General features: G+C 40.7%; 39 protein-coding genes. 32 read left to right on the top strand and 7 right to left on the bottom strand.

All coding sequences use genetic code 11. The annotated features are described in order from the left end of the window. Positions 1-2: 2 nt before the first annotated feature. The 4 genes from ACU696_RS15195 to ACU696_RS15180 form a co-directional block, all read right to left on the bottom strand. Complete coding sequence (locus ACU696_RS15195) at positions 3-899, bottom strand: hypothetical protein (protein ID WP_447343167.1); 897 nt, start codon at positions 897-899, stop codon at positions 3-5. An 11-nt stretch (positions 900-910) separates the two neighbouring features. Beyond that, complete coding sequence (locus ACU696_RS15190; protein WP_447343166.1) at positions 911-1,186, bottom strand: hypothetical protein; 276 nt, start codon at positions 1,184-1,186, stop codon at positions 911-913. A 304-nt stretch (positions 1,187-1,490) separates the two neighbouring features. Beyond that, on the bottom strand, positions 1,491-1,946 hold the full coding sequence (locus tag ACU696_RS15185) for a helix-turn-helix domain-containing protein (protein ID WP_447343165.1): 456 nt from the start codon (positions 1,944-1,946) through the stop codon (positions 1,491-1,493). Positions 1,947-2,110: 164 nt separating this feature from the next. Further along, positions 2,111-2,779, bottom strand: coding sequence for a LexA family protein (locus ACU696_RS15180; protein WP_447343164.1), 669 nt, complete (start codon positions 2,777-2,779; stop codon positions 2,111-2,113). Positions 2,780-2,884: 105 nt separating this feature from the next. Here ACU696_RS15180 and ACU696_RS15175 point away from each other — a divergent pair, with 105 nt between their 5' ends. The 7 genes from ACU696_RS15175 to ACU696_RS15145 all read left to right on the top strand — a co-directional run bounded on the left by ACU696_RS15175 (position 2,885) and on the right by ACU696_RS15145 (position 7,955). Next, the gene (locus ACU696_RS15175; protein WP_447343163.1) at positions 2,885-3,106 is read left to right on the top strand and encodes a hypothetical protein; all 222 of its coding nucleotides are present in this window, start codon (positions 2,885-2,887) and stop codon (positions 3,104-3,106) included. A 497-nt stretch (positions 3,107-3,603) separates the two neighbouring features. Beyond that, on the top strand, positions 3,604-5,169 hold the full coding sequence (locus tag ACU696_RS15170; RefSeq protein ID WP_447343162.1) for a DEAD/DEAH box helicase family protein: 1,566 nt from the start codon (positions 3,604-3,606) through the stop codon (positions 5,167-5,169). Then, a complete protein-coding gene (locus ACU696_RS15165) occupies positions 5,166-6,152 on the top strand; it encodes a DUF7146 domain-containing protein (RefSeq protein WP_447343161.1) in 987 nt (328 codons plus the stop codon). The genes ACU696_RS15170 and ACU696_RS15165 overlap by 4 nt, the downstream gene beginning before the upstream one ends. A gap of 5 nt (positions 6,153-6,157) precedes the next feature. After that, positions 6,158-6,679, top strand: a complete 522-nt coding sequence (locus ACU696_RS15160) for a phage N-6-adenine-methyltransferase (protein ID WP_447343231.1) — start codon at positions 6,158-6,160, stop codon at positions 6,677-6,679. Continuing rightward, on the top strand, positions 6,672-7,046 hold the full coding sequence (locus ACU696_RS15155; RefSeq protein ID WP_447343160.1) for a RusA family crossover junction endodeoxyribonuclease: 375 nt from the start codon (positions 6,672-6,674) through the stop codon (positions 7,044-7,046). Before ACU696_RS15160 ends, ACU696_RS15155 begins: the two co-directional genes overlap by 8 nt. Further along, the gene (locus ACU696_RS15150) at positions 7,043-7,582 is read left to right on the top strand and encodes a DUF968 domain-containing protein (protein WP_447343159.1); all 540 of its coding nucleotides are present in this window, start codon (positions 7,043-7,045) and stop codon (positions 7,580-7,582) included. Before ACU696_RS15155 ends, ACU696_RS15150 begins: the two co-directional genes overlap by 4 nt. A gap of 25 nt (positions 7,583-7,607) precedes the next feature. Next, positions 7,608-7,955, top strand: coding sequence for an antiterminator Q family protein (locus tag ACU696_RS15145; protein ID WP_070930085.1), 348 nt, complete (start codon positions 7,608-7,610; stop codon positions 7,953-7,955). Positions 7,956-7,979: 24 nt separating this feature from the next. Here ACU696_RS15145 and ACU696_RS15140 read toward each other — a convergent pair whose 3' ends face one another. Further along, the gene (locus ACU696_RS15140; protein WP_447343158.1) at positions 7,980-8,465 is read right to left on the bottom strand and encodes a hypothetical protein; all 486 of its coding nucleotides are present in this window, start codon (positions 8,463-8,465) and stop codon (positions 7,980-7,982) included. Between the two features lie 23 nt (positions 8,466-8,488). Then, on the bottom strand, positions 8,489-9,310 hold the full coding sequence (locus tag ACU696_RS15135) for a hypothetical protein (RefSeq protein ID WP_447343157.1): 822 nt from the start codon (positions 9,308-9,310) through the stop codon (positions 8,489-8,491). A 232-nt stretch (positions 9,311-9,542) separates the two neighbouring features. Here ACU696_RS15135 and ACU696_RS15130 point away from each other — a divergent pair, with 232 nt between their 5' ends. From ACU696_RS15130 to ACU696_RS15095, 8 genes are all read left to right on the top strand, one after another. Continuing rightward, positions 9,543-9,740, top strand: coding sequence for a TrmB family transcriptional regulator (locus ACU696_RS15130; protein WP_447343156.1), 198 nt, complete (start codon positions 9,543-9,545; stop codon positions 9,738-9,740). A 141-nt stretch (positions 9,741-9,881) separates the two neighbouring features. After that, positions 9,882-10,934 (top strand): DNA-methyltransferase, encoded by a 1,053-nt coding sequence (locus ACU696_RS15125; RefSeq protein ID WP_447343155.1) that lies wholly within the window; start codon positions 9,882-9,884, stop codon positions 10,932-10,934. Positions 10,935-11,059: 125 nt separating this feature from the next. Beyond that, the gene (locus ACU696_RS15120) at positions 11,060-11,389 is read left to right on the top strand and encodes a hypothetical protein (RefSeq protein WP_447343154.1); all 330 of its coding nucleotides are present in this window, start codon (positions 11,060-11,062) and stop codon (positions 11,387-11,389) included. 65 nt (positions 11,390-11,454) lie between these two features. Further along, the gene (locus ACU696_RS15115; RefSeq protein WP_447343153.1) at positions 11,455-11,805 is read left to right on the top strand and encodes a hypothetical protein; all 351 of its coding nucleotides are present in this window, start codon (positions 11,455-11,457) and stop codon (positions 11,803-11,805) included. Between the two features lie 96 nt (positions 11,806-11,901). Continuing rightward, complete coding sequence (locus tag ACU696_RS15110) at positions 11,902-12,102, top strand: phage holin family protein (protein ID WP_109913315.1); 201 nt, start codon at positions 11,902-11,904, stop codon at positions 12,100-12,102. Beyond that, positions 12,083-12,649: a lysozyme gene (locus tag ACU696_RS15105; protein ID WP_447343152.1), complete on the top strand. Its 567-nt coding sequence runs from the start codon at positions 12,083-12,085 to the stop codon at positions 12,647-12,649. Before ACU696_RS15110 ends, ACU696_RS15105 begins: the two co-directional genes overlap by 20 nt. Before the next feature lie 58 nt (positions 12,650-12,707). Continuing rightward, a complete protein-coding gene (locus ACU696_RS15100) occupies positions 12,708-13,211 on the top strand; it encodes a hypothetical protein (RefSeq protein WP_447343151.1) in 504 nt (167 codons plus the stop codon). Positions 13,212-13,226: 15 nt separating this feature from the next. After that, on the top strand, positions 13,227-13,595 hold the full coding sequence (locus ACU696_RS15095) for a hypothetical protein (protein ID WP_447343150.1): 369 nt from the start codon (positions 13,227-13,229) through the stop codon (positions 13,593-13,595). A gap of 65 nt (positions 13,596-13,660) precedes the next feature. Here the strand turns inward: ACU696_RS15095 and ACU696_RS15090 are convergent, their stop codons facing one another. Then, on the bottom strand, positions 13,661-14,266 hold the full coding sequence (locus ACU696_RS15090; protein WP_447343149.1) for a DUF2441 domain-containing protein: 606 nt from the start codon (positions 14,264-14,266) through the stop codon (positions 13,661-13,663). Between the two features lie 223 nt (positions 14,267-14,489). On the opposite strand from ACU696_RS15090, the gene ACU696_RS15085 reads away from it, so the two are divergent. The 17 genes from ACU696_RS15085 to ACU696_RS15005 all read left to right on the top strand — a co-directional run bounded on the left by ACU696_RS15085 (position 14,490) and on the right by ACU696_RS15005 (position 24,806). Further along, positions 14,490-15,125 (top strand): hypothetical protein, encoded by a 636-nt coding sequence (locus ACU696_RS15085; protein WP_447343148.1) that lies wholly within the window; start codon positions 14,490-14,492, stop codon positions 15,123-15,125. Continuing rightward, positions 15,113-15,460 carry an HNH endonuclease signature motif containing protein gene (locus tag ACU696_RS15080; RefSeq protein WP_447343147.1) on the top strand — a complete coding sequence of 116 codons (348 nt, stop codon included), beginning with the start codon at positions 15,113-15,115 and terminating at the stop codon, positions 15,458-15,460. Before ACU696_RS15085 ends, ACU696_RS15080 begins: the two co-directional genes overlap by 13 nt. A 1-nt stretch (position 15,461) precedes the next feature. Continuing rightward, a complete protein-coding gene (locus ACU696_RS15075; RefSeq protein WP_447343146.1) occupies positions 15,462-15,662 on the top strand; it encodes a hypothetical protein in 201 nt (66 codons plus the stop codon). A 126-nt stretch (positions 15,663-15,788) separates the two neighbouring features. Further along, the gene (locus ACU696_RS15070) at positions 15,789-16,256 is read left to right on the top strand and encodes a phage terminase small subunit P27 family (protein WP_071548472.1); all 468 of its coding nucleotides are present in this window, start codon (positions 15,789-15,791) and stop codon (positions 16,254-16,256) included. Next, on the top strand, positions 16,210-17,952 hold the full coding sequence (locus ACU696_RS15065) for a terminase large subunit (RefSeq protein ID WP_247047111.1): 1,743 nt from the start codon (positions 16,210-16,212) through the stop codon (positions 17,950-17,952). The genes ACU696_RS15070 and ACU696_RS15065 overlap by 47 nt, the downstream gene beginning before the upstream one ends. Then, the gene (locus ACU696_RS15060; RefSeq protein ID WP_211889666.1) at positions 17,952-19,289 is read left to right on the top strand and encodes a phage portal protein; all 1,338 of its coding nucleotides are present in this window, start codon (positions 17,952-17,954) and stop codon (positions 19,287-19,289) included. The genes ACU696_RS15065 and ACU696_RS15060 overlap by 1 nt, the downstream gene beginning before the upstream one ends. 5 nt (positions 19,290-19,294) lie before the next feature. Next, positions 19,295-20,149 (top strand): head maturation protease, ClpP-related, encoded by an 855-nt coding sequence (locus ACU696_RS15055; protein WP_272686087.1) that lies wholly within the window; start codon positions 19,295-19,297, stop codon positions 20,147-20,149. Between the two features lie 11 nt (positions 20,150-20,160). Beyond that, on the top strand, positions 20,161-21,375 hold the full coding sequence (locus ACU696_RS15050; RefSeq protein WP_447343145.1) for a phage major capsid protein: 1,215 nt from the start codon (positions 20,161-20,163) through the stop codon (positions 21,373-21,375). Positions 21,376-21,421: 46 nt separating this feature from the next. Next, entirely contained in the window at positions 21,422-21,715 is a 294-nt protein-coding gene (locus tag ACU696_RS15045; protein WP_447343144.1) for a DUF7210 family protein, read from the top strand. Continuing rightward, positions 21,715-22,041, top strand: a complete 327-nt coding sequence (locus ACU696_RS15040; protein WP_123381813.1) for a head-tail connector protein — start codon at positions 21,715-21,717, stop codon at positions 22,039-22,041. Before ACU696_RS15045 ends, ACU696_RS15040 begins: the two co-directional genes overlap by 1 nt. A 9-nt stretch (positions 22,042-22,050) precedes the next feature. After that, complete coding sequence (locus ACU696_RS15035) at positions 22,051-22,377, top strand: phage head closure protein (RefSeq protein ID WP_211889663.1); 327 nt, start codon at positions 22,051-22,053, stop codon at positions 22,375-22,377. After that, positions 22,370-22,819 (top strand): HK97-gp10 family putative phage morphogenesis protein, encoded by a 450-nt coding sequence (locus tag ACU696_RS15030; protein ID WP_071548461.1) that lies wholly within the window; start codon positions 22,370-22,372, stop codon positions 22,817-22,819. The genes ACU696_RS15035 and ACU696_RS15030 overlap by 8 nt, the downstream gene beginning before the upstream one ends. Beyond that, positions 22,816-23,151 carry a tail completion protein gp17 gene (gp17, locus tag ACU696_RS15025; protein ID WP_447343143.1) on the top strand — a complete coding sequence of 112 codons (336 nt, stop codon included), beginning with the start codon at positions 22,816-22,818 and terminating at the stop codon, positions 23,149-23,151. Before ACU696_RS15030 ends, gp17 begins: the two co-directional genes overlap by 4 nt. A 60-nt stretch (positions 23,152-23,211) precedes the next feature. Then, positions 23,212-23,700, top strand: coding sequence for a phage tail tube protein (locus tag ACU696_RS15020; RefSeq protein ID WP_115167100.1), 489 nt, complete (start codon positions 23,212-23,214; stop codon positions 23,698-23,700). Beyond that, positions 23,700-24,080 (top strand): phage tail assembly chaperone, encoded by a 381-nt coding sequence (locus ACU696_RS15015; protein WP_447343142.1) that lies wholly within the window; start codon positions 23,700-23,702, stop codon positions 24,078-24,080. Before ACU696_RS15020 ends, ACU696_RS15015 begins: the two co-directional genes overlap by 1 nt. A 23-nt stretch (positions 24,081-24,103) precedes the next feature. Beyond that, on the top strand, positions 24,104-24,391 hold the full coding sequence (locus ACU696_RS15010) for a phage tail assembly protein T (protein WP_273804906.1): 288 nt from the start codon (positions 24,104-24,106) through the stop codon (positions 24,389-24,391). A 40-nt stretch (positions 24,392-24,431) separates the two neighbouring features. After that, positions 24,432-24,806: a hypothetical protein gene (locus ACU696_RS15005; RefSeq protein WP_210846977.1), complete on the top strand. Its 375-nt coding sequence runs from the start codon at positions 24,432-24,434 to the stop codon at positions 24,804-24,806. The last annotated feature ends 22 nt before the right edge of the window (positions 24,807-24,828 follow it).

The following is a 24,828-nucleotide window of genomic DNA, read 5'->3' as shown; positions in this document are numbered from 1 at the left end:
ATTTAATCTTTCCTATTATCAAAATTGTTAGCGAAGTCTTTTATTCTTTTTTGTATTTTTGATATTTTTTCCACTTTTCGTTCCCAGTGAAAATCATCGATATAATTTTTTATATGGCCTTCAACTAAATTATTTAAATATGAAGGAGTGAGAGCGTCTAACTCCCAACTAGATGTACCATATAAGGCCCTATACCCAGCAAAACGCGCATCAGTAGATTTGGCAGGGTTCTCTGGTGGGTTAATCTCTTCTATTTGGTCCATGTTTAAAGCTATTCGGTGAACATGAATATCGCTATAGACTTCACTGAACAAATCAAGTCTATCTTTCAAATCCCTTGTCATATCAATCCCACTGGGGTCATGGTCACCTAAGTGAAGTATCTTGCAGAAAATACTACGAGTCATATTTGGTAATAGATGGTTTTTGGCGAATTCTCTTAATACGGTACCACTTGGATATCCTCGAGCAGCTAGAAGAGGGACATCATAGCGATGGCATAACCTCTCTAAAACACCCACAAGGGCTTCTTTCTCAATAATAACGAACACACGGTGTTTCTGATTATCCCACAGGTCTTCGTGATATTGATTAGCGCCAGCCATGATTATATCTGCTGGATCATCCCAGTGAGCACGAGTTTTAAATTCTCGCGTTCTGTCCTCTAGTGCGTCCCAGTCAATAGCACCAGCTAATTTTCCATCATTAATAAGTCCAGCAATACGTTTGTAGCTATTAAGAGTATTTTCAATAATATCTCTAGCCACTAATTGATAATAAACCTGTCTAGTTGTAAGTGTGTAGCCTTCAGCCTGATAATCATCGACAATATCATTAATGACATGAATTAAATTACAACTCTCAGAAGAAAACCTTTTTTCAATATATTGTTGTTTCATAATTATTCCAATTAAGTAAATTTGTTATTTGAAGGTTCACTTAATGCTTGATTTATTTCTCTTTCTTTTTTTCTTTTTTTCTTTTTAATAGTTGTTATTTTTGGCTTTATAACTTGTGGTGCTGGCGGAATAGGAGGACAAATACCCATTCTTATATAACAACGTTGTTTTATTCCGTGAATAATACGAGCAGTCCAATCACGTCCATCATCTACATAATGAGTAGAGCGAATGGTTGTATCATCAAAATCAGCGATATCATTTTCGGTTTCTTCATATTCAGACATTTCAATTCCTATATTTAGATAAAGTTAATCCCTCAGCATTGACGCTGATAAAATAGAAAAGTTATTTTTATTTAATTAGTAGGTATACGAGCGCACAATACACAATGCGACTTAAAGTTATTTAAATTATTAATTGCTTCCTCTTCGGTATTTGCAGTTGTAGATAACTTTAGAAATTTACCATCTTTTTCAGTCCAGAAACGATAAGTGAAAGTCGTACTAACTGTACGTATATCAGGTTTCGGTGCTGAGGGATTTGGCGCATAATGTATAGTCGGCATTTTTTGAGCCTCATTGCTATTGGTTAAAAATCAACACCATGTATTTCGCCTATGCCATGTGCTAGCCATAAAGAGCTAACATCTAGAGCTCCGGCAATAATACCTTCAATAGCAAGGTCACCACCTTTCTTTCCTGTAGCTAATGCGCTAATAGTACTCTGAGATACCCCAATCTTTTTGGCTAATTTCGCCTGTGTCATACCTTGTTCTTTGAGAGCCAATTTTAGGCGTTCAGCGAAAGAGTTTTGAGGTTTAATATTATGTACTCTATTTTTTAATGCTGTTAATACAGTACTAGTAGTTCCTATTTCTTCTGACTCATTTTTTATGATGGTGTTAGCTAATTCATTTTTTTCTATAGCCATTTCAATTAGAGATTGAATTTCTTGAGTTGAACTAGATTCAAGCGCACAAAATAATAAAGTGGCCACTTGCTTGTTTAGTTGCAATACTTTCGTATTGTTTTGCGAAAAGTTCATTAGGTGTCCCTCATTTTATGTTTCTCGAAACCTAAGTTACACAAAGGTGGTTTTTGTGTCAATAGAAAAGTGAAAGAAAAGTTTCGGAAATAAAAAACCAGCTTTCGCTGGTTAATTGAATACATCGAAGAGGTGTTCTAGTTGGCGGGCATACTTAATTTTGTTTATACAAAACGCATCATCATTTGAACAACTACACCTATTATTTTGCAGTTCCCATTAATGGATAACATAGGCCAAGAAGGGTTTAACCCTTTAAGGAAGTGGCTATTTCCATCGATAATTAATTTCTTAAATGTCGCTTCGTTTGAGTCTGTTAGCTTAGCTATGACTAGACTACCATTAATTGCATCCCTGCCTGTATCAACCAGCACTAACGACCCGTCAGGTATACTTACCCCAATGGGGGCTGTCATTGAGTCGCCCTCGACTCGAAGCCAAAATGCAGATCCATGTACATGCACTTCTGATTCATACCATTCATCAATTTGGTCTAGTGTATAGGCTTCACATGCTTCGTTCCAACTGCCTGCTTGAACCAGGCTTAAAACTGGGTATTTAGGTGACGGCCTATAAGGTCTAGGGTTTGAAACGTTGTTATCAAGTTTTATGGAAGGTTCAGATATTGGTTCTTCTCCACTAAGTAACCATTTTGGCGAACACTTTAGGGCTGCTGCAATTTTAAAAAGGTTTGCAGACCTAGTATCTTGTGATTCCCCCAGCTCAATCTTACTTATTGTTACTCTTGATACGCCCGTTAATTTGGCTAGCTCATCTTGAGACATCCCCATTTCAGTTCGTCGTTCAAGTAATCTTTCTGCAAATGTGCTCATTTTCTCACCTCTAAAATTTATCCCGAAACTAATATATCAAAAAACATTGAAACTTAGGTTTCTTTTTAATATGATTTAACGAAAGAAAACTTTCAAGAGGTTTGTATGAATCTGTATGAAATCCTAAAAATAATTTACAAAACAAATACGGCCATTGGGAAAGCTTACCCGCTAAAAGGCAAAAGCCGTAGTGGTCAAGCAGTTGGGAAATGGAAGCGTTTTGGTGTTCCTGAAGATGTAGCAATTTTATGCCACTACGACCCAAGTATCCCATATACGCATGAGCGATTAGCAAATGAATCGAACATACAACATACCGATGCCTAAGCACTATTTTCCTGATGACGCTAAGTGGATTCAAGAAATGTTATTACAACTGTCACCAAGCTCTAGAAATAGGGCGCTGGTGGCTTACTCAAATGTTTATCAAGAGTTTTGGGATATAGAGCCCGTTTCATACAAAAAAGATAACGTAGCGCGGCATGAAGCAAATGCCCGGTTGAGAGAGTTTGTTAGGCGCTTATCAAGATCGATTCAAGGGTATGCATCAAAACCTCTAGCAGTAACTCGATAACCAAAGATTTAGAGCTAAAGATGTCTGGACGTCTGTTTGTTATTTTGGGGAAGAGGGGAAAACTTTCTAGGGGGGTAAGGGGGGTGATCTTTGAAAGGGGTGTAGGGGAAGGCACTGCCAAGGAAGGGCAAGATCTTTAATACAGATCACTGTGCGTTTTACAAAAAGGCCACCAGCCGCTTAGACGTCTAGATGGTGAATTGTTGAGAAAAGGCTTCGTCCTTGGCATGGCAAATTAAGAGAGGGTCGGATGTTAAATATCACACCAAATTTTGCACAAGAGCGCGGGTTAGCTATGTTGCGCCAAAACTGGAAACAAAACCGCACATTCATGATTTATAGCCCAACGGGAAGTGGTAAGACCGGGCTAGCGGCATTTATCACAAATGGTTATATCAAGCGTGGTATGCGAGTTATGTTCTGTGCCCCATATACCATTTTGATAGCTCAAACAGCAGAACGTTTTCAGGAATATGGAATTCCTATGGAAGAAATCGGGTTCGTGTGGGCTGACCATCCAAATTATGATCCTACAAAACTCGTTCAAATTGCTTCAGCAGATACCCTCATTCGCCGTGAATTTCCAGACAACATCGATTTATTAATCATTGATGAGGCTCATCTTCGTCGTAAGAAAATTTTAGAGGTTATTCGTGATACCGAAATTAAGGTGATCGGGTTATCTGGCACCCCTTTTTCTCCATTCCTTGGCAAATATTACGAAACACTGATCAAACCGACGACGATGAAAGAATTAATTCAGCGTGGTGACCTCAGCAAGTATGAATTTTATGCGCCCACTAAACCTGATTTATCGAAAGTAAATACAGCACGTAGCCGAGAGTTTGGTACAGATTATAAAGAGGCTGAAATTGCAGAGATTATGTCCGGTGCGGATCTTGTTGGTGATGTAGTTGATAACTGGTTAGCAAATGGTGAAAACCTGCCAACTATTTGTTTTTGTGTCACCGTCAGCCATGCGAATTTCGTCACTGTTGCATTCAATCGCGCTGGAGTGAATGCCGAAATTATCACGGCAGATACACCGCATGATGAGCGTCAAGTTATTGTTCACCGATTTGAGCAGGGTGCAACTAAGATCATTGTTAACGTCGGCACACTCGTTGCGGGTTTTGATAGTGATGTTCGATGCATCATTTACGCGCGTCCGACTAAATCAGAAATTCGTTGGGTTCAGTGTATTGGGCGCGGACTTAGAAAAGCTCACGGCAAAGATAAATGTATTATTTTTGACCACTCAGGTTCAGTACTTCGTTTAGGGTTCCCTGATGACATCGAATATGACGAGTTACTAGATAAAACTGATGGAATGCAAGAGTCTAGTAGCTTCCGCGAAATCGTAAAAACTGAGAAAACCCCCAAAGAATGCACATCTTGCCACTACATGAAACCTGCAGGCGTTTATGTGTGCCCTAAATGTGGATTTAAGCCTTTGGCTGGTGAAGATATTGAAGTCGATGATTCTCGCAATATCAAAAAGTTAAACAAGAAACCAAAGGTCTACACACAACAAGAGAAGCAAAGCTTTTACTCTCAACTCAAATACTACCAAAACATTCGAGCTACCGAAGGCAAGCCATTAAGTGATGGTTGGGTAGCGAACACATACAAAGAAAAATTTGGCTGTTATCCGCGAGGGATGCACGACACTCCACAAGAATTAACGCCAGAGGTCAGCAACTACATCAAACATAAGCAAATTAAATATGTTAAGGCCAGACAAAAATCTGGTGAACAAGTCGACAAAATTAGAAGCAAATTAAAATCTCAACCTCAGCAAGGGGCATTACTGTGAATACTATTGATGCTGCACATGGGCAATGGGCAAAGATATTTGCACATTATGGCCTCCCTCCAATTACAGGAAGAAAACACTTTAAAGGCAAGTGCCCTATTTGTGAGCAGAAGGGCAAATTTCGAATTGATGATAAAGATGGTCGGGGTACTTACATTTGCAAATGTAGTGCCGGTACCGGATTTCAATTACTCGAAAGAACACAGGGGAAAGCGTTTAAAACGTTGGCTGATGAAGTAGATCAGCTACTTGGAAATGTCAGACAAAAAGAAGCGCCAAAACAGTCAGTTAATACAACAAAAGCAGACTATCAAAACAAATTGATTAAATGTTTCGCAGGTATGCCTGATTTGAAAAACACTTCAGCGGCGCTGTATTTGCAAGAACGTGGTGTGTTTTCTCTGCCAGCTGAAAGTGTTCGGTTTTGTGAAAATCAACCGATTAGATTGTCTGGTGGAGTTCAGCATTTTCAAGCTATGTGGGCGATTGCGACAGATAGCAAAGGTAAAGCCTGTTATTTGCATAGAACATATCTAAATGGCGCTAAGAAAGCCCCTGTTCCCGTGCCTAAGAAAATGAATTCATTACAAGATGATAAATATCTTGATTATGCCGAGTCAGTTGCGATCCGCATGTTCCCTGTTGCATCAACATTAGGCGTCGCTGAAGGGATAGAAACAGCCCTTTCATGTAAACAAATTTATAACGTCAATACATGGTCAACGATGAATGCCAATCATATGACTAAATTTATTGCGCCAAAAGGTGTTAGGCACTTGATTGTGTTTGCTGATACCGATTGGAGTGCAACAGGTCATGCAGCTGCATTTGAGTGCGCGAATCGAAATTTAATGGCCAATAACGATGTTGAGTTGGTTAGCGTACGTTGGCCTGACACGGGTGATTTTAACGATGTTTTAGTCGGTGCTTGTGAAGTCAGAGAGTTAGTTTTCGAACATAAAAGTAGGAAGGTGGCAGCGTGACGACAATAGTTTATTCAAGCAAAACACCTGTTGAAGATAAAGATTGCTGGCAAACACCAGTGTGGCTATTTGACGCATTAACTCTTGAGTTCGATTTCTGGCTTGATGCAGCTGCCAATGAACAAAATGCATTATGCGCATACTTTCTGACATTAGAGCAAGATGCTTTAAAAAATGACTGGGTTAGTTATGGAGCCATCTGGTGTAACCCACCTTACAGCAACCCGAAACCATGGATTGAAAAAGCAGCTGAACAATGTGTAAAGCAAAACAAAGCAGTTGTGATGTTATTACCTGCTGATCAATCTACATCCTGGTACTCATTAGCATTAAAAAGTGTTGATGAGGTGAGGATCATTACTGATGGACGAATCAATTTTATTAATCCTAAAACAGGTAAAGAAAAAAAAGGAAATAGTAAAGGGTCCATGTTTCTTATTTGGCGTCCATTCATTGCCCCTAAAGCAACAGTAACGCATGTATCAAAAAATAGGCTTATTGAACTAGGAGCATCGGTTAATGAATAAATCTATTACGTTTATTTTACCTTTTCCTCCGAGTGTAAATGCCTGCTGGCGGAATATTAACGGGAAAACATTAATCAGTGCTGCAGGTCGTAAATTTCGTGCTAATGCAATAGCTGCAGTCTATGAACAATTACGAAAAAGGCCAAAGTTAATTACTGAAAATGTATCAGTCATTGTGAAGATGTATCCACCCTCGCGGCAGCGTCGAGATATTGATAATTATCTAAAAGCTCCATTTGATGCGTTAACTCATGCAGGCATTTGGAAAGATGATGATCAAGTTAAGCGCGTAGAAATGGAGTGGTGTGAGGTAGTGAAAGGTGGGCGTTTTGAAATCACTATTAGCATGCATGGAGAAACAGCGTGAATTACAAATGGATACTCACACCGATCATAGTTCCAGAAATTGGAGCAGTGATATTTAGACCAGGAGCTCACTTAAACACATTCAATGGGCGAATGTTACTGATGACATTACCTGAAGATCTAAATCATAAGCCTTCTGGACTTATTCAGCTTTCTCAGCAATACCACAGCAAGACATTGAATGAAATTGAGTCATTAAAGAGCGTCTTAAATTTATCAGTAGATCCTGAGCCGCCAGCAAGCTTTATGAAAAAGCCAAAGCTACAGCGTTGGGAAAGTGTGAAGTACTTACAGTGGGTAAAATCGCAACCTTGTTGTGTCTGTGGTGCTACGGCAGATGATGCCCATCACCTAATTGGCTATGGGCAAGGCGGGATAGGTACAAAAGCACATGATTTATTCACGATTCCATTGTGTCGAGTTCACCACAGCGAGTTGCATAAGGATCCGAAAGAGTGGGATAGGGAGCATGGAAGCCAAATCGTTTTTTTATTTCGTTTTCTAGATAGGTCTATTGGTCTAGGTGTATTTGGGTAATGGCGGCGCAGTGGAGATTAATTATATGAGAGATATTCAAACCAGATTAGAGCTATGGGGAGCATGGGCAGCATCCGATAATAGTGGTGTAGATTGGAAGCCTATAGCAGCTGGATTCAATGGGTTATTAATAGATACAAAAAAATCACGCCCTAAATGTGATGATGATGAAGGAATTCTTTTAGATAGCTGTATAGCTTGTTTAAAAAAGTTTCAGCCAAAAGAATACGAATTAATCATTGCACACTTTGTAGGTGGTGTTTCTTTACGCTCAATTGCTAAAAAAAGAAAATGTGCTGATGGAACAATAAGAAAAGAGCTACAATCAGCGATGGGATTTATAAATGGTTGTTTATGCTTTATTTTAGTTTGATGGAAATAAAAGCCGCAATGCGGCTTATTTTTTATTTAAATCTCTTTTTTCTTTAAACAACGCTTTTATTTTTAAAGGGATAAAGGTGGATTGAATAAAAGAAAAACAGGTTAAAAATGAAATAGCATAACCAATACAAGATCTTGCAAATAAAAAATATTCGCTTGTGTTATTTTTATCTTTAGATAGTAGATAAAAAATAAAAATCAAGGCAAGGGTTAGTATATAAAGTAAAAACAACATATAATACTTAGTAAATCTCATTAAAAAACGTCTTTCCTGATTTGCTTCATCAAGCAAGGAAAGTCCATTCATTACTGTTGAGTTCTCACCTGACATTGTTATGACTAATAGTAAGAAACCAGAAAGAATAGAAAACACATTGGCGACAAGATTTAGTGCATCAGTGTTGTTTGTTAAGCTATAAGTTAGAAAATAAGAAAAAGCAGCTGAGGCTAAAATATTTAATGCTGTTACAAATATTCCTGTGACGTTAAAATTTTTAAACATGTTAGCCCCTCCATTTCTCTGCATTATAACTCTTTTGCAGCAAAATCTTCTAGAATTTCTTTGGCATATTTAGCGTTGATGGATTTCGAGCCATATGGAACAGTATAGTAGGTTTTGGTTAGCTTCATATCATCACCGTATATTTTTTCACCTTTTTTGGTTTCAATGTAAAAATCGGAAGTCAGTTCGCTAACCCATTTAGATGGGTCTGTTTCTATCGATTGAGCCAGTTCTAAATTCCCTGCAGCATCAATTTTAAGATGTCCTGTAATTCCTTTTGTTTTTGTCTTTGGTTCTTTTTTAAAGATTGACTCTAAAAATTTTGGAGTGGTAACAAAGTCAGATTCATCAACTGCAAGATCTAAGTGTAATGCTCTCAGTTTTTGCTCTTTAATTTTTGCAACAACGGTTTTTTCTAAAATAGGTGTTGGAGTAATTGTAATTCCAAATTGCTCAAAAATTGTAGCAATTTTATTTTCACACCAATTAGTTGATATTTGCATTAAAGATGCAATGTCATTATTTTTTACTAACAAGAAAGCATGTAAATTATCAAGATTTTCAACATCTAATAAATCACTTTTATTTTTAGTACTTGGTGTTATAGAAACTTGTTCTTTTGGGTTGTATAAGGCAAAGTGCAAATAATGACAATTATTTGCTGTTGAGAACTCTTTTAATTTTAAATGTTTATCTTTACTTATTTTGATGACTGTATCAGGGATGAATTTAGTTGAATTAGAAATTTGATTAAAAAGAACATCATTAGATGACGTGTTAACTTTAAACGCTCTTACTAAGCATTTTTTTGTATTTCCATCTTTTTTAGATTCAGAAAAGTTCATATATAATCCATTAATAAAATTTGGGTTTGGTGATTGTAATAAAAAACTAACGCGTACGCAAAAATGTTGGTATTGTGATAAGAGTGAATACGTTGTAACCGAACTTATAGAATGAAACCTTGCCATTTGTGCGGGGTTTTTTGCTTTATAAGCAAATAGAACTTGCTGTTACGATTGGTCAGAGGTACATGTGTAGTTATGCACAATAACTGACCAAAGGTTTGAAAATATCATGTTAAAACAGACTGATATGACAGAAGAGGCAAAGATAGTTTTAGAGGTTGTTCCGCACTCCTGGTGGGCGACAATAGAAGAAATCTCAGACTATACAGAATTAGCAAAATCACGTTGTCAGTTGATATTAACGCAACTAGCGATAGCGGGATTAATCAAAGAAAACATCGAAGAAAATACATTTCAAAATATCTAGCACTGTGAAAATGGGCGGCTGGTGGGTGTTGGTAGCACCTTCCAGCCATTCGCCCGTTGAGAACGGATCACGGACAAACTAAAGCCCACTGCTTATGTGCACAAAGCAAGTGAAGCTTATCAAAAAAGGTTTCCCTGATCTATGAAAAACACTGTGAATTTAAACAGTATCAATTTAGTCAATGATGACTCACTTAGCTACATAAAGACACTTCCCGACAATTGTATCGACCTAATTGCAACTGACCCACCTTATTTTCAGGTTAAGTCATGCAATTGGGATAATCAGTGGGAAAACGTCACTACATATTTATCGTGGCTTGATGAAATGCTTGCGGAATTTTGGCGTGTTCTGAAGCCAAACGGCAGCTTATATATGTTTTGTGGTTCAAAGCTTGCGGCTGATACGGAATTATTAGTGCGTGAGTGGTTCGATGTGCTTAACCATATTATCTGGGCTAAACCATCGGGACCATGGCGACGACAAAACAAAGAAAGCCTGAGAAGTTATTTCCCTGCGACAGAGCGGATCTTGTTTGCTGAACACTATCAAAGCCCTTACAAGGGGAAAAGCAGTGGTTATCTTCAGCGACGCAGAGAATTGAAAGAAAATACACTGAGGCCATTGATTGAATATTTTAAGCAAGCAAGAGATTCATTAGGCATAACGGCAAAGGAAATACATCAGGCCACTGGAAAGCAAATGGCTTCTCATTGGTTTGGCTATAGTCAATGGCAATTACCGAACGAATCAGACTACTTGAAGCTACAAGAGCTATTTAACCAAGTAGCAGTAAAACAGTTCAGCGACAATCCATTAAGCCGCCAGCACGCTGATTTAGTTAGTGAACAAAAACTACTAAATCGTGAATATCATGAGTTATCTCAGCAATACCAACTATTAAGGCGTCCGTTTACTGTAACAGTAGATGTTCCTTATACCGATGTATGGGTATATCCACCCGTTCAATATTACCCCGGCAAACATCCATGTGAAAAACCTTCAGCAATGATGGAACACATTATCAATAGTAGTAGCCGTGAGGGTGATGTAGTTGCTGATTTCTTTATGGGCTCTGGCGCCACAATAAAGGCGGCATTAAAACTTAATCGTCGTGTTATCGGTGTTGAGCTAGAAACAGACCGTTTCGAACAAACAAAGTTAGAGATAGAGCAGAATAAACCGCGTCAATAGTTGTAGTGGCGTACAACAGCTTGCCTGAGCTAAATCAGGCAGTTACAAAAATCTAACTATAACCACAGAAGTACAATCTTAAAAATGATATAAGTGATGAGTGTTATATCAGATTAGAGGTTTATATGAATAGAGTATATAAAATTCCGTTAGGTGAGATAGCCCCTAATGATTTAGATGGAATTAGACAATTAATTAAGAATAACGAGTCAATTTTTGAAAATTATGTTTTAAGTGATTTCGCTGCTGACGATCCGAGATATTGCTACTGCGATGATTCTTTGTTAGTGGAACAAATTGAATCAGATTATTTTTCATTTTCAGCCAAGGTTTCCTATTATGCTGGTTGTAGTGATTTGAATAAAGATCATGATGTACTCAAGAGCGTTTGTTACAAAATCCATGATAGCAGTATAGTTTTTGAATTGGATGAAACCCCATGGGACGTTCGATGATAAAAAGCTAATAAATAATTAGAGGCTACGAATTAGTAGCCTTTTCTTTTTTTTCAGGGGCTTATATGACTATCGATGAAATAAAGGCTGTTAACGATGCTTATATAGCCAATGAAAAAAGAAAGGCTGTAATTGAGAGGGCCAACAAAAAAGCCGATGGCTACCAAGCTATGAAGTATATATTTAAGCTAATGGTGGATGATCGCTACGTCAAAAGGTATGAAACCTATATTGATATTACCGTAATGGGATATGACCACGCGACTATATTTTATAATGCACTTCGTGATATTCCATTATTTATTAAATATGGCAAAGAAAACGGAGTGTGGCAGCATCGATTATTTAAGAAGCTATTTTTTTATGACCAAATAAACTGGTCGTATGGCAAAAACTATGTTCGATTGATGCTGTAATTCTTCTTTCACTTCTTCTTTTATCCCCTCAAATGAGGGCGAAAAAACAGAAATCCCTACAACCATAATTAACGGAACACTCCGAAGGGGGTGGATATGCGTATGCACGAAAAATACTCAAGCCCTTTTTCTTATGCTCTCGGAGTAATTACTACAGCAGCAGGGGCATTATCTCTAGACCAATGGGCGGTGCTCATCGGGATTATATGCACTGTCGCTACCTTCTTGGTGAATTGGTACTACAAACGGAAAGAATTCAAATTAAGAGAGGCTAACAGTGGCAAAAATACCAAATAAAATAAAAATGGCTGCCGCTGGTGGCTTACTTGCTTTGACTGTAAGCATGATTGCTTATTTTGAAGGCATGGAAACTAAACCTTATAAAGATGTTGTGAATGTTACCACGGTTTGTTTTGGGCACACGGGCTCTGACATTATCCCCACCAAAACCTACACAGAGTCGGAATGTTTAGCTTTGCTTGAAAAAGACCTCAGCAAAGTCAGAAAGGGCGTAGACCCTCTAATCAAAGTTGATATCGACGATAACACCCGAGCCGCTATTTATTCCTTTGCTTACAACGTGGGCACGGGTGCTTTTGCACGTTCTACGATGCTAAAGAAACTGAATGCAGGCGATATCGCTGGTGCTTGCAATGAATTAAAACGCTGGACTTATGCAGGGGGTAAAGAGTGGAAAGGCCTAATAACACGCAGGGAGATAGAAAATGCAGTATGCCTTGGAAAGTTCGACTCGGCTTACTTTTATTCTTTATCGGATTCCCCATCTACTTGGCAACTGGCGTATATGTACTCAGAGACGATACCTGCAGTATTGACAAGGTAAGTTTAGAAAAGCGTTGCCAAAAAGCCCTAGATCACTACCGAGGTAAGCAGGTGAACTTATGAAAATCGATAATTCATTCTGGTTATTTCTGGCGCTATTTGCTGTGAGCTGGTGGGCTGTTACTGAATATGAAAACAATTCATTACTGAAAGATGACAATATCAAGAAAAGCCGTGTCATTGCCAAGCAATCACTTGAGTTCAATCGATTCAATCAAATAGCTACATCGGCATACCGTTATGGTATTCAGGCAGAAGTTAAATCACAGGAGAGAGTAATTGAATACAGAACGATTCTTAAAAAAGAGCCTACTTGTGATTTGCCTGTGCCTCAGTCTATTGCTAATAGGTTGCTCAAATACACCGATAATCTTAGGTCAATGTACACCGATACCGGAAACATTAACTCAGCCAGTATTAGTACCGTTACCCCCCAAACTTTAACGTATTGCGAAGCGGTAGTTTGGGTTGATTACTTGTTAGCAGCGCTTGATAAGGCTAACGGGCAATTAAAAGGCATTAGAGATATTGAAGTAGAAAAAAATAACCCAAAACCACATTAGAACGGAGTGTTTACGATGAAGGCGAGACTGCTAGCAATACTCATTGATGTGGTCGTTGCCGCATCACTTTATTTTGGGTTGACCCTGAACAATGAAGGGCTAACCAATATCGGGTATTTCACAGGGTGGCTATTTGCTGTCATGGGGATATTACTTATCTTCGTTGATAAAGATAAATTCGCAAAAACCTACAAGCACCAATCAATGGCATGGCGAACTTATGATGTATTAACCAATGTGGCTTATGTAGCTTTTGCTGCTTATTCTGGCTGGTTCGTACTTGCTACATTCTTTGCTATTGCTTCGATAATCAAAGCGGCAATAAAGAGTGACGCTGAAAAATCCTTACTAAAAGCCCGACAAGAAAGCAATACGGGAAATTGAACAACAAAGAATTGCTCCAGATATTGGAGCAATTGAGTTAAGGTAATCTTAGGGTAAGCGGTAATTTATGCCACTCTTTCGCCAATCACAGCAGGACATTCAATTAGGACTTCTAATTGTGGATCTTCAGATGTTGAACCTGACCAATACTTTCTAGCCATAACTAATGTTGATAGGTGATTAGACCCTATTTTAAGTAAGGAGGAGTCTGCTATAAAGTATTTTTTATTTGTAGATATTTCAAATATAGGAAGGCTAGCATCGTTAAAGTAATTCTGCGCATCTTGAATGGTTAGACATGCATAAGCACAAGTCATTCTAGATGGTTTATCTGGGAACTCGCTCCGTCTTATTGTTTCATAGATGATTTCTATTGCTGGGGATAAAGTAATTAATGGCTCTGCATAGCCCGAAGAAATAAGATTTTTGTTGTCTAGTAAATATTGCATACCATGATATGAAATTCCAGATGGAAAAAATTCTGATAGATAAGATTTTAATTCTGCTTTTTTGCAAAATCTTTCATCTATTGCGGTAATGGCGGATGGAAGGTTTCGTGGTTTAGTGTAAAGGTCAAATATATCCCCTTTTTTTATAAGTTTAGTTCTGTCGGCAGTATAATATTTCATGATATTGATAGATGCGCTAATAGCTAATTTTCGGTAGTTCATATTATAACTAAAATGATCTTTCAGTTAAGGTAAATATAAGAGAGTTTTATTTAATTCTACAAATGCTATTCATTGAGTAGCATTGATAGAGTTTTATATTGAGTAAAAAGAGTCATGTATCAAAATTCACGGGGTTTTAATGAAACCCTGATAAATCAGCTAGAAGAATATTCTAAATAGCCATCAGTTAGCCGCTGGTGGCTTTTTATTTGAGGAGACAGTCATGTCAGATAAGCAAATTAACTTTGAAGCAATAGGTCATTGCACTCACCTTGAAAAGAGATTACAGCAGCTTATTAGTGATAGGCGTCAGCTATACCTAGAGTTACATAGCACCTCGCTGTCTAGTGCTGCAGGTTACAAAACAGAGAGAAATTACAAAGATATTGAACTAGTAGGAATTGATAAGCCAGCTGAGATGCTTAAAAAGATTAACGATATCAACCAAAGTATAGTTAATGCAGCTAAAACTTATAATTCATGGGCTGATAAGGCTGGCTATGAGCATTACATCATCAGTGGTGGTAATAATTGCAACATCAGTGTCTCTGTCGGTTTCGCTGCTCAAGTGTTCAATGTTAGTTGTGGGCAGGCGCTTATTGAAACAAGAGCAATTAAAGGAGCTGTAATTTACTCAATTACCCTTAAGCGTGCAAAGGGTGACCTTTTAAACGAGACAACTAAAATAGAAACGGAAGACCAACGCCGTATCAAAGCACTGGAGACAGGCTTAAGCTTATTACAGTCATCCATGGCATCAATACAACAGACCATGACTGATTCAGAACAAGCGCTTGCAGCTTCTCTAGAACATCTTCGCACTGATATTCAATCCGTTAAGTCTGGATGGCATCAGTGAAAAAGCCCAATGTCTACGGTGGTCGGTGGGCAAAGGTTAGGCTTAACTATCTTGCTAAGTATCCCCTATGCGTGATGTGCCAAGAGCAAGGTCGCATTACTGCAGCAACTGTGGTCGACCATATTACCCCGCACCGATTGAAGGATGCGCTTGACTCAGGTAATGCCGAACAGATAGCCAAAGCCCAAAAGTTATTCTGGGATACCAATAACTACCAAAGCCTATGTGCATCACATCATAACTCCACTAAGCAACGCATGGAGAAGAGTGGTGTTGTTGTCGGCTGCAGTGAAGATGGTATACCGCTTGACCCTAATTCACATTGGAATAAATAGTATGATTGAAACTAAGCAAGTAAAACTTTCTAAGCTGTTCAAACATGGCAAACAGATTGGCTACTGCCTTACCGTTGATGGTCAAATGTTGTCTAATCAAAAACAAGTCAGCATTAACACGTATCCATCAGATGCTTCAGTTGATGTTGAATTCGTGTGGCATGAATCAATGATCACAGACGCACCTGATATTTACTTATGATAGTTTCATTTTGAAATCATAACGGTAGGGGCGGGGTAAAAGTTCAAAACCTTTGCCTTAAATTACCGACCGTAGTCATTCGTGTGCACAACCGCGAAATGAAAAGTTTTTTTCTGGGAGGTTCCGATGGCAGGAAGACGCCCGAAACCGACCAACTTGAAATTGGTAACGGGTAATCCGGGGAAACGAAAACTTAACGACAAAGAACCCAAACCTCGGCGTGAAATTCCAAGCCCACCCGAGCACTTAACGGATTGGGGAAAAATCGCATGGGCAAAATTAACCTTGCTACTTGATGGTATGGGCGTTTTAACCATTGCAGACGCTTTGGCTTTGGAAAGGCTTTGTGATATCTACGCTGATATTCTTCAGCTACGCGACACGATAGCGATTGAAGGTCGCACTTATACAACAAAAACCCAATTGGGTGATTTTCTGATTAAAGCGCACCCAGCAGTAGCAATGTTGGCTGATGCGGATCGCCGTTTTAAAAGTTATTTAGTCGAGTTCGGTTTGACTCCGGCTGCTCGCTCAAAGGTGAAAATCGATGGTGGAGAAGAAGAGGAAGACCCGCTCAACGCGTACTTCGGTTGACCCTGCAACGCAATATGCCCAAGACGTTCATGACGGTAAAATTCTTGCTGGCCCCGACATTCGAAATGCTTGTGCTAGACACCTTAAAGACCTAAAAGAAGCTAAACAACGAGGTTTAGTGTGGGATATTGATGCAGTTCAGCGTGCAATTGGTTTCTTTGCAAAGGTACTAAAACTTAATGGTGGTGAGCACGAGGGGAAGCCTTTTATTTTGCTGCCATGGCAATGTTTCGTGGTTGGTTCGATTTTTGGTTGGCAAATGGAAGATGGCACTCGTCGCTTTCGCATGGTGTATGTTGAGTCAGGGAAGGGCTCGGGTAAATCACCCTTAGCAGGTGGAGTAGGTCTTTATTGCTTAACGGCTGACAGTGAGCCGCGCGCTGAAGTTTATGCCGCAGCAACGAAGAAAGACCAGGCTATGATTTTGTTCCGTGATGCGGTTGCAATGGTTGACCAATCACCTGCATTGAGCCAGCGGATCACCAAATCAGGTGGTACAGGTAAAGAATGGAACTTAGCATTTTTAAAAACAGGGTCATTTTTCCGACCGATTAGTGCTGACGATGGGCAGTCAGGCCCACGCCCTCATTGCGCATTAATTGATGAAATTCATGAGCATAAAAATAATAACGTTGTTGAAATGATGCGTGCTGGGACTAAAGGTCGACGGCAAGCATTGATATTTATGATCACTAACAGTGGCCATGATAAAACCAGCGTGTGTTATGACTACCATGAATATGGTCGAAAAGTTGCTGAAGGTTCGATTGAAGATGACAGTTTCTTTTCTTATATCTGTTCACTTGATGAGGGGGATGACCCCTTTAAAGATGAATCGTGCTGGGGAAAAGCCAACCCCTCTTTAGGTTATACCTTTACTGACCGTTATTTACGGGAGCAAGTTACACAAGCTCAAGGTATGCCCGCAAAAGAAAGCATTGTTCGTCGGCTTAACTTTTGTCAGTGGGTCGATGCTGATAATCCATGGATAAATGGTGATACATGGATGAGTTGTGAGAAAGCGTTCAGATTAGAGGACTTGCAAGGCGAGGAATGTTATGGCGGGCTGGATTTGTCAGGAACACGAGATTTAACCGCGTTAGCACTTTATTTTCCACGAATCAAACATCTTTATGTCGAATTCTGGACACCGAAAGACACCTTGCTAGATAGAGCTAAAACTGACCGCGTTCCTTATGATGCATGGGCTAGAAAAGGCTTTATCCATACCCCTCCTGGTAATGCAGTTAAATATGAGTTTGTTGCTGAGCGGATTGCTGAAATAACAACACATGTGAATTTAGTCGCCATTGCATTTGACCAATACAGGATCAAATACTTAGAGCCTAAATTAGATGAGGCTGCAGTCACGGTACCCTTAGTTCCTCACGGACAAGGTTATTACAAGGCGAAAGATTCTGGCTTATGGATGCCTCACTCAATTGAACTATTTGAAGGGTTAATTGATGACCAGACCATCATTATCCATGCTAATCCCTGTTTACGGTGGAATGCGGCATCAGCAGTGACAGAGGCGGATCAAAAGGAAAACCGCATATTTGCGAAAAGGAAAAGTACAGGGCGCATTGATGGTGTTGTTGCTTCAGCAATGGCAATTGGTGCATCTGAAGAAGAATATGAAAATGATGGAGATATTGAAGGTTTCTTTGATAATCCAATTATGGTGGGGTTCTAATGGCCAGACGGAAATCACAACGCAAAGCGCAGCGGTTGAATGCTAGTCAGCAAAATCCCCCTGCAGGGATTGAGACTCAAGATTTATTGAAAGCGCTGGGCGGGTTAAGCAGCAGTGGAAAATCCGTATCAACAGACAAGGCGCTACAGCTCTCTGCTGTATGGTCATGCATTCGTCTGTTGAGCGAATCTATTTCAACGCTACCCTTAAAGATTTACCAGTACCAGACTGACGGCTCTCGAGTGATAGCGAAAGATCATCCCGCTTATCGCGTGCTGTGTCGACGGCCCAATGCAGAAATGACCCCATCACGATTTATGTTGATGGTGGTAGCCAGTATTTGCTTGCAAGGGAATGCCTATGTTGAAAAACAGTATATTGGTTCAAAGTTGGTTTCCCTGCAGCCGTTATTGCCGCAATCAGTGACAGTAAAACGGCTCGATAATGGGCTATTGGACTATCAATACGCGGGGCAAGGCGGTAAAAATCGACCAATCCCCGTTAAAAATATGATGCACATTCGTGGGTTTGGGCTAGATGGTGTGGTTGGACTCACGCCCATTCAGATGGGGCGTAATATTTTAGGCTCGGCGATTGCCACCGATGAAACCGCCGCCAAGATTTTCCGCAATGGCTTGCTGGCATCAGGCTTCTTATCCTCAAAAACAGCACTGACAAAAGAGCAACGTGAAAAGCTACGCGGCTACTTGAATGCGTTCATCAGTTCTGAAAATGCGGGCAAGTTGATGATCTTGGAAAATGACCTGAGCTATAACGGCATTTCCATGAACCCCGAAGATGCGCAGCTGTTACAAAGCCGGTCATGGAGTATTGAGGAAATTTGCCGCTGGTTTCGTGTGCCGCCCTTTATGGTGGGGCATGCGGATAAACAGAGCAGCTGGGCGTCGAGTGTAGAAGGCATGAATATGCAGTTTCTGACCAATACACTGCGCCCGCTTTTGGTCAATATTGAGCAAGAAATCAGTCGTTGCCTACTCGATAGCGATGATGAATATTATGCGGAGTTTTCTGTTGAAGGTTTATTGCGTGCCGACAGTGCGGGACGTTCAGCTTATTACACTACTGCCCTACAAAATGGCTGGATGAGTCGCAATGATGTGAGGCGACTTGAGAACTTGCCACCAATTGACGGGGGCGATATTTATACCGTTCAACTCAACCTCACGCCGATTGACCAACTCGGGAAAGATAGCGCGGGCAATGAAGCCGAGAAGCTGAAGGCACAATTGAGCAGCTGGCTATTTCCTGAAGGTAATCCATCAGCTCAAGCTAACAAACCTTCCCCTGAATCTAACAAACCTCATTCCGAGGAGTAAATTGAATGAAAAAAAGTCATTTGCCAGTTGCGCTGGAGGATCGCCCCTGCGCATCGATTAGCTATGAACTCAAGCCTAAAGCACTGGATAAGTGGAATAGCGGTATTCGTGCCGCCAGTTCGGATAACACCATTTCGGTATTAGACGTGATTGGTGAAGATTTTTGGGGCGAAGGCGTCACCGCCAAGCGTATTTCTGCTGCACTTCGCGCCATTGGGAACAATGATGTTGTTGTCAACATTAATAGCCCGGGTGGTGACATGTTTGAAGGGCTAGCCATTTATAACTTACTTCGTGCGCACAGCGGCAAAGTCACCGTTAACATTTTAGGTATTGCGGCTTCAGCGGCTTCCATTATTGCGATGGCAGGTGATGAAATACAAATGGGGCGCGGTGCCTTTTTGATGATCCACAACTGTTGGGCTGTCGGTATTGGTAATCGCCATGATTTCGCCAAACTGGCAAATGACCTTGCTCCTTTTGATAAATCGATGGCGGATATCTATGTAGCGCGAAGCGGTCAATCCGATGAAACCGTTAGCCAGATGATGGATAACGAAACGTATATTGGTGCCAGTGATGCGATTGAAAAAGGGTTTGCAGATAGCTTGCTAGCGGTCGATGCTGTTGACGATGGTGACGAAAGCCCACAAGCTGCTATTCGTAAATTAGATGCATTATTAGCAAAATCGAAAACCCCGCGTTCTGAGCGTCGAAAACTCATTAGTGCTTTAACACGAAGTATGCCGAGCGCTACTTCAGATCCCGACGGTACGCCAAGCGCTACCCCCAATATTAACCCTGAATCCCTTTCGGAACTGGAGAAGGCGATCGATGCCTTCGCTAACCTATCAAAATAATTGGAGACATTATGTCTGAAGCAAATGAATTGTTAAAAAACCTGTCGGCTAAAATTGAAAAAGCGACCGGTGAGTTTAATGCGAAAGCCGAAGAAGCATTAAAAGAAGCCCAAAGAGTAGGGGGCTTAAGTGATGAAACGAAAGCCTCTGTCGATAAAATGATGACAGAGCTCAACGCACTACGTGAGTCTGAAAAAACACTGAAAGCTTCCTTAGGTGAGTTGGAGCAACATGTCGCTCAAATGCCGCTAGGTAACGCGGTTCAGGCTGCAAAAAGTATCGGTCAGCAAGTCATTTCAGCCGACGTGTTGAAAGATATTAATTCCAGCATTCAAGCCAGTAAGCGCATTTCGGTTCCCGTTCAGGCTGCACTAACCTCTGTTGATGTGGCTGAGGGCGTGGTCGAGCCCCATCGCTTACCGGGGATTGATGTTGCACCAAAACAACGCTTGTTCATCCGTGATTTAATTGCACCCGGGAAAACGACCTCACCGGCTATTTTCTGGGTACAGCAAACCGGATTTACCAACGCCGCTGCTGTGGCACCAGAAAATACGACCAAGCCGTACAGCAACATCCAGTTTGCAACAAAAATCACGCCAGTTACCACCATTGCACATATGTTCAAGGCCTCTAAGCAGATTTTAGATGACTTCGCACAACTGCAATCATTGGTTGACGCTGAAATGCGTTACGGTTTGAAGTTTGTCGAAGAGCAAGAAATTTTGTTCGGGGACGGCTCTGGCGCTCATTTGCACGGTATCATCCCGCAAGCGTCTAAATTCAAGGCGGAGTTCGAAGTCGATAAACAAAACGGCATTGATGATTTGCGTTTGGCTATGCTCCAAGCACAGTTAGCGCGTTTCCCAGCAACGGGGCACGTTCTGCACTTCATCGACTGGGCGAAGATTGAACTGCTGAAAGATTCACTGGGCCGTTACATTCTGGCGAATCCGTCGGCATTAACAGGTCCAACGTTATGGGGTTTACCGATTGTTGTCACTGAAACTGCAGCATTCAAAGGTAAGTTCTTGACTGGGGCCTTCAATGCGGGTGCGCAGCTGTTTGACCGCGAAGAAACCAATGTGGTGATTTCTACCGAAAACGCCGACGACTTTGAGAAAAACATGATCTCTATTCGTTGCGAAGAGCGTCTGGCGTTAGCGTTAAAACGCCCAGAAGCTTTTGTTTATGGTGACTTCACAGCGCCTGCCTCGGGCGAATAATCAATCTAGGCGGTCGATAAGGCCGCTTTTTCTTTTGGGGTGAAATATGAAACTCTTGATACTACGTGCGATTTACTTTGGCGGTAAAGTGGTCACGGAAGGTGACGAAATTGAAACGCTGGAACTGCATGGGCGCGAGCTTATTCAAAAAGGCTATGCTTCTGAAGTAGTTATCAATCATGCTGCTGAACAGCAGGAACAGCAGGAACAGCAGGAACAGCAGGAACAGCAGGAACAGCAGGAACAGCAGGAACAGCAGGAACAGCAGGAACAGCAGGAACAGCAGGAACAGCAGGAACAGCAGGAAACAAAGCAAACTAAGGCTAAAAAGGAGAAATAATGCTTTCTCTTGAATTAGTTAAAGCGCATTGCAATATTGATTCTGATTTTACCGATGATGATAAGTTACTGACGATTTATACAGGCTCTGCGGTGAAGTATGTGGAACACTATACGCGCAGGACGTTGTATGAAAACGAATCATCAGAAGGCTATCAAGACGATCCTGAGTCGCTGTTGCTAAGTGATGATGTCAAAAATGCCATGCTGTTATTGATTGGTCAATGGTATGAAAACCGCGAAGCCACCAATATTGGTAATATCACCTCAGCATTGCCGTTTGCAACAGAGGCGTTGCTTCAGCCTTACCGTATTTACGGGCTGTAAGGGGGATTTATGCAAGCAGGGCGCTTACGACACAAAGTGACCTTTCAACGTAATGAACTAGTCAAACTACCCTCAGGTGCCCGTGAAAATCAATGGGTTGATATTGCTACGACACGCGCTGAAGTTAAGCCAATTTCAGGTCGCGAGCTTCTTGCGTCAGGTGCCGAAATGTCAGAAATCACCGTTCGCGTTTGGATGCGTTATCGATCTGATATTAACTCAACCTGCCGGATGGTATTTAATGGGCTCAACTATGATATTCAGTCCGTTATTCCTGATGTGAAAAATACCCGGCTTGAATTGCTGTGTAAACAGGGAGTTAAGGCTGATGGATGATTTTAATATTGATTTCAGCGGGTTCCTTGATGTGAGTAAAGAGCTTGAGGAACTCAGCAAAGCTGAGAGTACGAGGGTATTGCGACAAGCGACTTATGCGGGTGCTGCTGTTTTACGTGATGAAGTGAGAGCAAAAGCACCAAGGCGTACTGGAAAGCTAGCCCGAAATATTATGGCCAGCAGCCAGCGCAGTCGCAAAAATGGCGAAGTTTCGGCGGGTGTTTATGTTCGGGGTAGTAATAAAGAGGGGACTAATAGCGATAATTCAATGAAAGCCAAAGACCCAAGAAACGCTTATTACTGGCGATTTTTGGAAGAAGGCACTTCAAAGATGCCCCCCGTACCTTTTATCCGTCCTGCATTCGATAGCAAAGCCGATGAAGCCGCTAGTGCAGCAATCGAAAAACTGAATCAGGCGATTGATGGAGTGCTCAATAAATGACTGATGCCGACTTGCTCAAACTCTTAGATCCTGTATTGCCTGATAAGGTGTTTCCGCTCGTTGTTCCGCAAGATATGCCCGCTATCAGTCCGCCATGGTTAATATTTTCATTCTATGAAGTTGACGAGGATGTGTTCGCTGGACAGGCTGAAACAATGACTAATATTCAAATTGATATTTATGCGAAAAGCCCTGATAAAGCTAGCGAAATACGGGATAAAGCATTTATGGCCATAAAGGTATTAGCACCTACAAATGTCTCCCGAAAATCGGATTATGAATCCGACACGGCTCTATATCGTAAAACGTTAGAATTCCAAGTCTGGAATTAAATTTCAACTCACACCATCAGCCACCTGCGGGTGGTTTTTTTATGTCTATAGGAAACTGATATGACGAGTAAACATGAAAAAACGCAAGGTACCAAAATCAGCGTTTCTAAATTGGCGGCAACAGATATTGCTGCAGTCGAAACAGATTCGTTGCCAATTGATTGCACAACGAAGGAAATTAGCTTCACGGGTGGTCAAAAAGCGGATATTGACGTCACAACATTCTGCTCAAATGAACAGGAAAATATAAACGGTCTCGCAGCTCCAGCTGAGGTCACTATTGGGGGCAACTTTGCAGTTGATGAAGGTCAAGATGTATTGCGTCAGGCTTATGATAGTGATGCAGTTCATGCCTTTAAAGTTGTGTTTCCGTCAGGTTCGGGTTTCGCGTTCCTTGCTGAAGTTCGCCAAAACAGCTGGTCAGCGGCTACAAACGGTGTTGTGAGTGCATCATTTACTCTTCGTCTGAAAGGTAAGCCAACGCCATTAGTGAAAGGAAAAGTAGCGGCTCCAGCAACGCAATCATTACCAACAGGAGGCGGTAAGTAATGGCTAAAGTTAAAAAGTCTAATTTACGTAACTTAGCCCTTAGTGCTTCACAATCATTTCGGACTAAAAAGGTGGTTGTCCCTGAATGGGATAACTTAGAAGTAACCATTCGCGAACCATCCCTTCAGGCGCGTATTAAGTGCAGTGAATTGGTTGAAGTAAAAGAGGGTGAAGAATTAACATCTACCCAAAAATCCTTACGCAATATTGAAGGTGATGTTGCTTTATTTATTAACATTCTTCTTGAAGAGGATGGAACGCCCGTCTTCACTGAAGAAGATATCCCTGCCTTATTGAAAACATACGGTCCAGTTCATGCGCGTTTATTATCTGAAGCGTTTGCGCTAACTATTTCAGTGTTAGAAGCTGAAAAAAAGTAAAAGAACCGGAAACATTCTTTTTAATGACACTGGCGCTCAGGTTAGGAAAAACGCTTAAAGCGTTAATTCATGATCTGGACGCCAGCGAATTAAGAATGTGGATGGCATACGACAAAATCAGTCCTATTGGGGATGGTCGTGGCGATATTCAAACAGCAATGATCACCTCTGCAGTCATGAATGCGGCAGGTGCAAAAGTCTCTCTACGGGATATGATTCCAGTTTGGGATCAGGATGCAGCTAACGAGCCTACTCGTGATAGTAATAATCAAGAGCCGCTTGAAGCATGGTTGAGCAGCATGTCTGAATAGTTATATAGTAGACCCATTATTCATTAATGGAACTACTCAAATGAAAAATCTGCTTTTTGCTACTGTTTTACTATCATTTCTCTCATTGATGGGGTGTGATTCTCAGGATGCAGAATCTAAAAAATTCGTCAAGCAAACCCAAGAAATAATTAAGTCAGAATATAAATCATCATCTTTTGAGTTTAAAAAATCTTATTATTTTAAAGATCACGACAATTCTCTTTCAAATATGGGAATTGTATGCGGAGAAGTTAAGAAAAAAGATCATGACAATGATTATAGTGGATACAGAAAATATTATGCCGTAGTAAGAAGTCACGAGGGAAATATCGCAAAAATGCTATTATTTAAGTTTGATGTGCTTGCGGATGCTTCAGCAATACCATTATGGCTTGAATATTGTGAAAACAACTAGACCGCTCAGGCGGTCTTTCTTT

The sequence above is a fragment of the Providencia sp. PROV_01 genome (assembly GCF_053098325.1).
Note: the sequence above shows the minus strand (reverse complement) of the source record. Positions and strands in the feature narration are given on the sequence as shown.

Coding starts and splice junctions, on each gene's coding strand:
- ACU696_RS15195 (WP_447343167.1), bottom strand. CDS start 899: ATGAAACAACAATATATTGAAAAAAGGTTTTCTTCTGAGAGTTGTAAT.
- ACU696_RS15190 (WP_447343166.1), bottom strand. CDS start 1,186: ATGTCTGAATATGAAGAAACCGAAAATGATATCGCTGATTTTGATGAT.
- ACU696_RS15185 (WP_447343165.1), bottom strand. CDS start 1,946: ATGAACTTTTCGCAAAACAATACGAAAGTATTGCAACTAAACAAGCAA.
- ACU696_RS15180 (WP_447343164.1), bottom strand. CDS start 2,779: ATGAGCACATTTGCAGAAAGATTACTTGAACGACGAACTGAAATGGGG.
- ACU696_RS15175 (WP_447343163.1), top strand. CDS start 2,885: ATGAATCTGTATGAAATCCTAAAAATAATTTACAAAACAAATACGGCC.
- ACU696_RS15170 (WP_447343162.1), top strand. CDS start 3,604: ATGTTAAATATCACACCAAATTTTGCACAAGAGCGCGGGTTAGCTATG.
- ACU696_RS15155 (WP_447343160.1), top strand. CDS start 6,672: ATGAATAAATCTATTACGTTTATTTTACCTTTTCCTCCGAGTGTAAAT.
- ACU696_RS15145 (WP_070930085.1), top strand. CDS start 7,608: ATGAGAGATATTCAAACCAGATTAGAGCTATGGGGAGCATGGGCAGCA.
- ACU696_RS15140 (WP_447343158.1), bottom strand. CDS start 8,465: ATGTTTAAAAATTTTAACGTCACAGGAATATTTGTAACAGCATTAAAT.
- ACU696_RS15135 (WP_447343157.1), bottom strand. CDS start 9,310: ATGAACTTTTCTGAATCTAAAAAAGATGGAAATACAAAAAAATGCTTA.
- ACU696_RS15130 (WP_447343156.1), top strand. CDS start 9,543: ATGTTAAAACAGACTGATATGACAGAAGAGGCAAAGATAGTTTTAGAG.
- ACU696_RS15125 (WP_447343155.1), top strand. CDS start 9,882: ATGAAAAACACTGTGAATTTAAACAGTATCAATTTAGTCAATGATGAC.
- ACU696_RS15120 (WP_447343154.1), top strand. CDS start 11,060: ATGAATAGAGTATATAAAATTCCGTTAGGTGAGATAGCCCCTAATGAT.
- ACU696_RS15115 (WP_447343153.1), top strand. CDS start 11,455: ATGACTATCGATGAAATAAAGGCTGTTAACGATGCTTATATAGCCAAT.
- ACU696_RS15110 (WP_109913315.1), top strand. CDS start 11,902: ATGCGTATGCACGAAAAATACTCAAGCCCTTTTTCTTATGCTCTCGGA.
- ACU696_RS15100 (WP_447343151.1), top strand. CDS start 12,708: ATGAAAATCGATAATTCATTCTGGTTATTTCTGGCGCTATTTGCTGTG.
- ACU696_RS15095 (WP_447343150.1), top strand. CDS start 13,227: ATGAAGGCGAGACTGCTAGCAATACTCATTGATGTGGTCGTTGCCGCA.
- ACU696_RS15090 (WP_447343149.1), bottom strand. CDS start 14,266: ATGAACTACCGAAAATTAGCTATTAGCGCATCTATCAATATCATGAAA.
- ACU696_RS15085 (WP_447343148.1), top strand. CDS start 14,490: ATGTCAGATAAGCAAATTAACTTTGAAGCAATAGGTCATTGCACTCAC.
- ACU696_RS15080 (WP_447343147.1), top strand. CDS start 15,113: ATGGCATCAGTGAAAAAGCCCAATGTCTACGGTGGTCGGTGGGCAAAG.
- ACU696_RS15075 (WP_447343146.1), top strand. CDS start 15,462: ATGATTGAAACTAAGCAAGTAAAACTTTCTAAGCTGTTCAAACATGGC.
- ACU696_RS15070 (WP_071548472.1), top strand. CDS start 15,789: ATGGCAGGAAGACGCCCGAAACCGACCAACTTGAAATTGGTAACGGGT.
- ACU696_RS15065 (WP_247047111.1), top strand. CDS start 16,210: ATGGTGGAGAAGAAGAGGAAGACCCGCTCAACGCGTACTTCGGTTGAC.
- ACU696_RS15060 (WP_211889666.1), top strand. CDS start 17,952: ATGGCCAGACGGAAATCACAACGCAAAGCGCAGCGGTTGAATGCTAGT.
- ACU696_RS15055 (WP_272686087.1), top strand. CDS start 19,295: ATGAAAAAAAGTCATTTGCCAGTTGCGCTGGAGGATCGCCCCTGCGCA.
- ACU696_RS15050 (WP_447343145.1), top strand. CDS start 20,161: ATGTCTGAAGCAAATGAATTGTTAAAAAACCTGTCGGCTAAAATTGAA.
- ACU696_RS15045 (WP_447343144.1), top strand. CDS start 21,422: ATGAAACTCTTGATACTACGTGCGATTTACTTTGGCGGTAAAGTGGTC.
- ACU696_RS15040 (WP_123381813.1), top strand. CDS start 21,715: ATGCTTTCTCTTGAATTAGTTAAAGCGCATTGCAATATTGATTCTGAT.
- ACU696_RS15035 (WP_211889663.1), top strand. CDS start 22,051: ATGCAAGCAGGGCGCTTACGACACAAAGTGACCTTTCAACGTAATGAA.
- ACU696_RS15030 (WP_071548461.1), top strand. CDS start 22,370: ATGGATGATTTTAATATTGATTTCAGCGGGTTCCTTGATGTGAGTAAA.
- gp17 (WP_447343143.1), top strand. CDS start 22,816: ATGACTGATGCCGACTTGCTCAAACTCTTAGATCCTGTATTGCCTGAT.
- ACU696_RS15020 (WP_115167100.1), top strand. CDS start 23,212: ATGACGAGTAAACATGAAAAAACGCAAGGTACCAAAATCAGCGTTTCT.
- ACU696_RS15015 (WP_447343142.1), top strand. CDS start 23,700: ATGGCTAAAGTTAAAAAGTCTAATTTACGTAACTTAGCCCTTAGTGCT.
- ACU696_RS15010 (WP_273804906.1), top strand. CDS start 24,104: ATGACACTGGCGCTCAGGTTAGGAAAAACGCTTAAAGCGTTAATTCAT.
- ACU696_RS15005 (WP_210846977.1), top strand. CDS start 24,432: ATGAAAAATCTGCTTTTTGCTACTGTTTTACTATCATTTCTCTCATTG.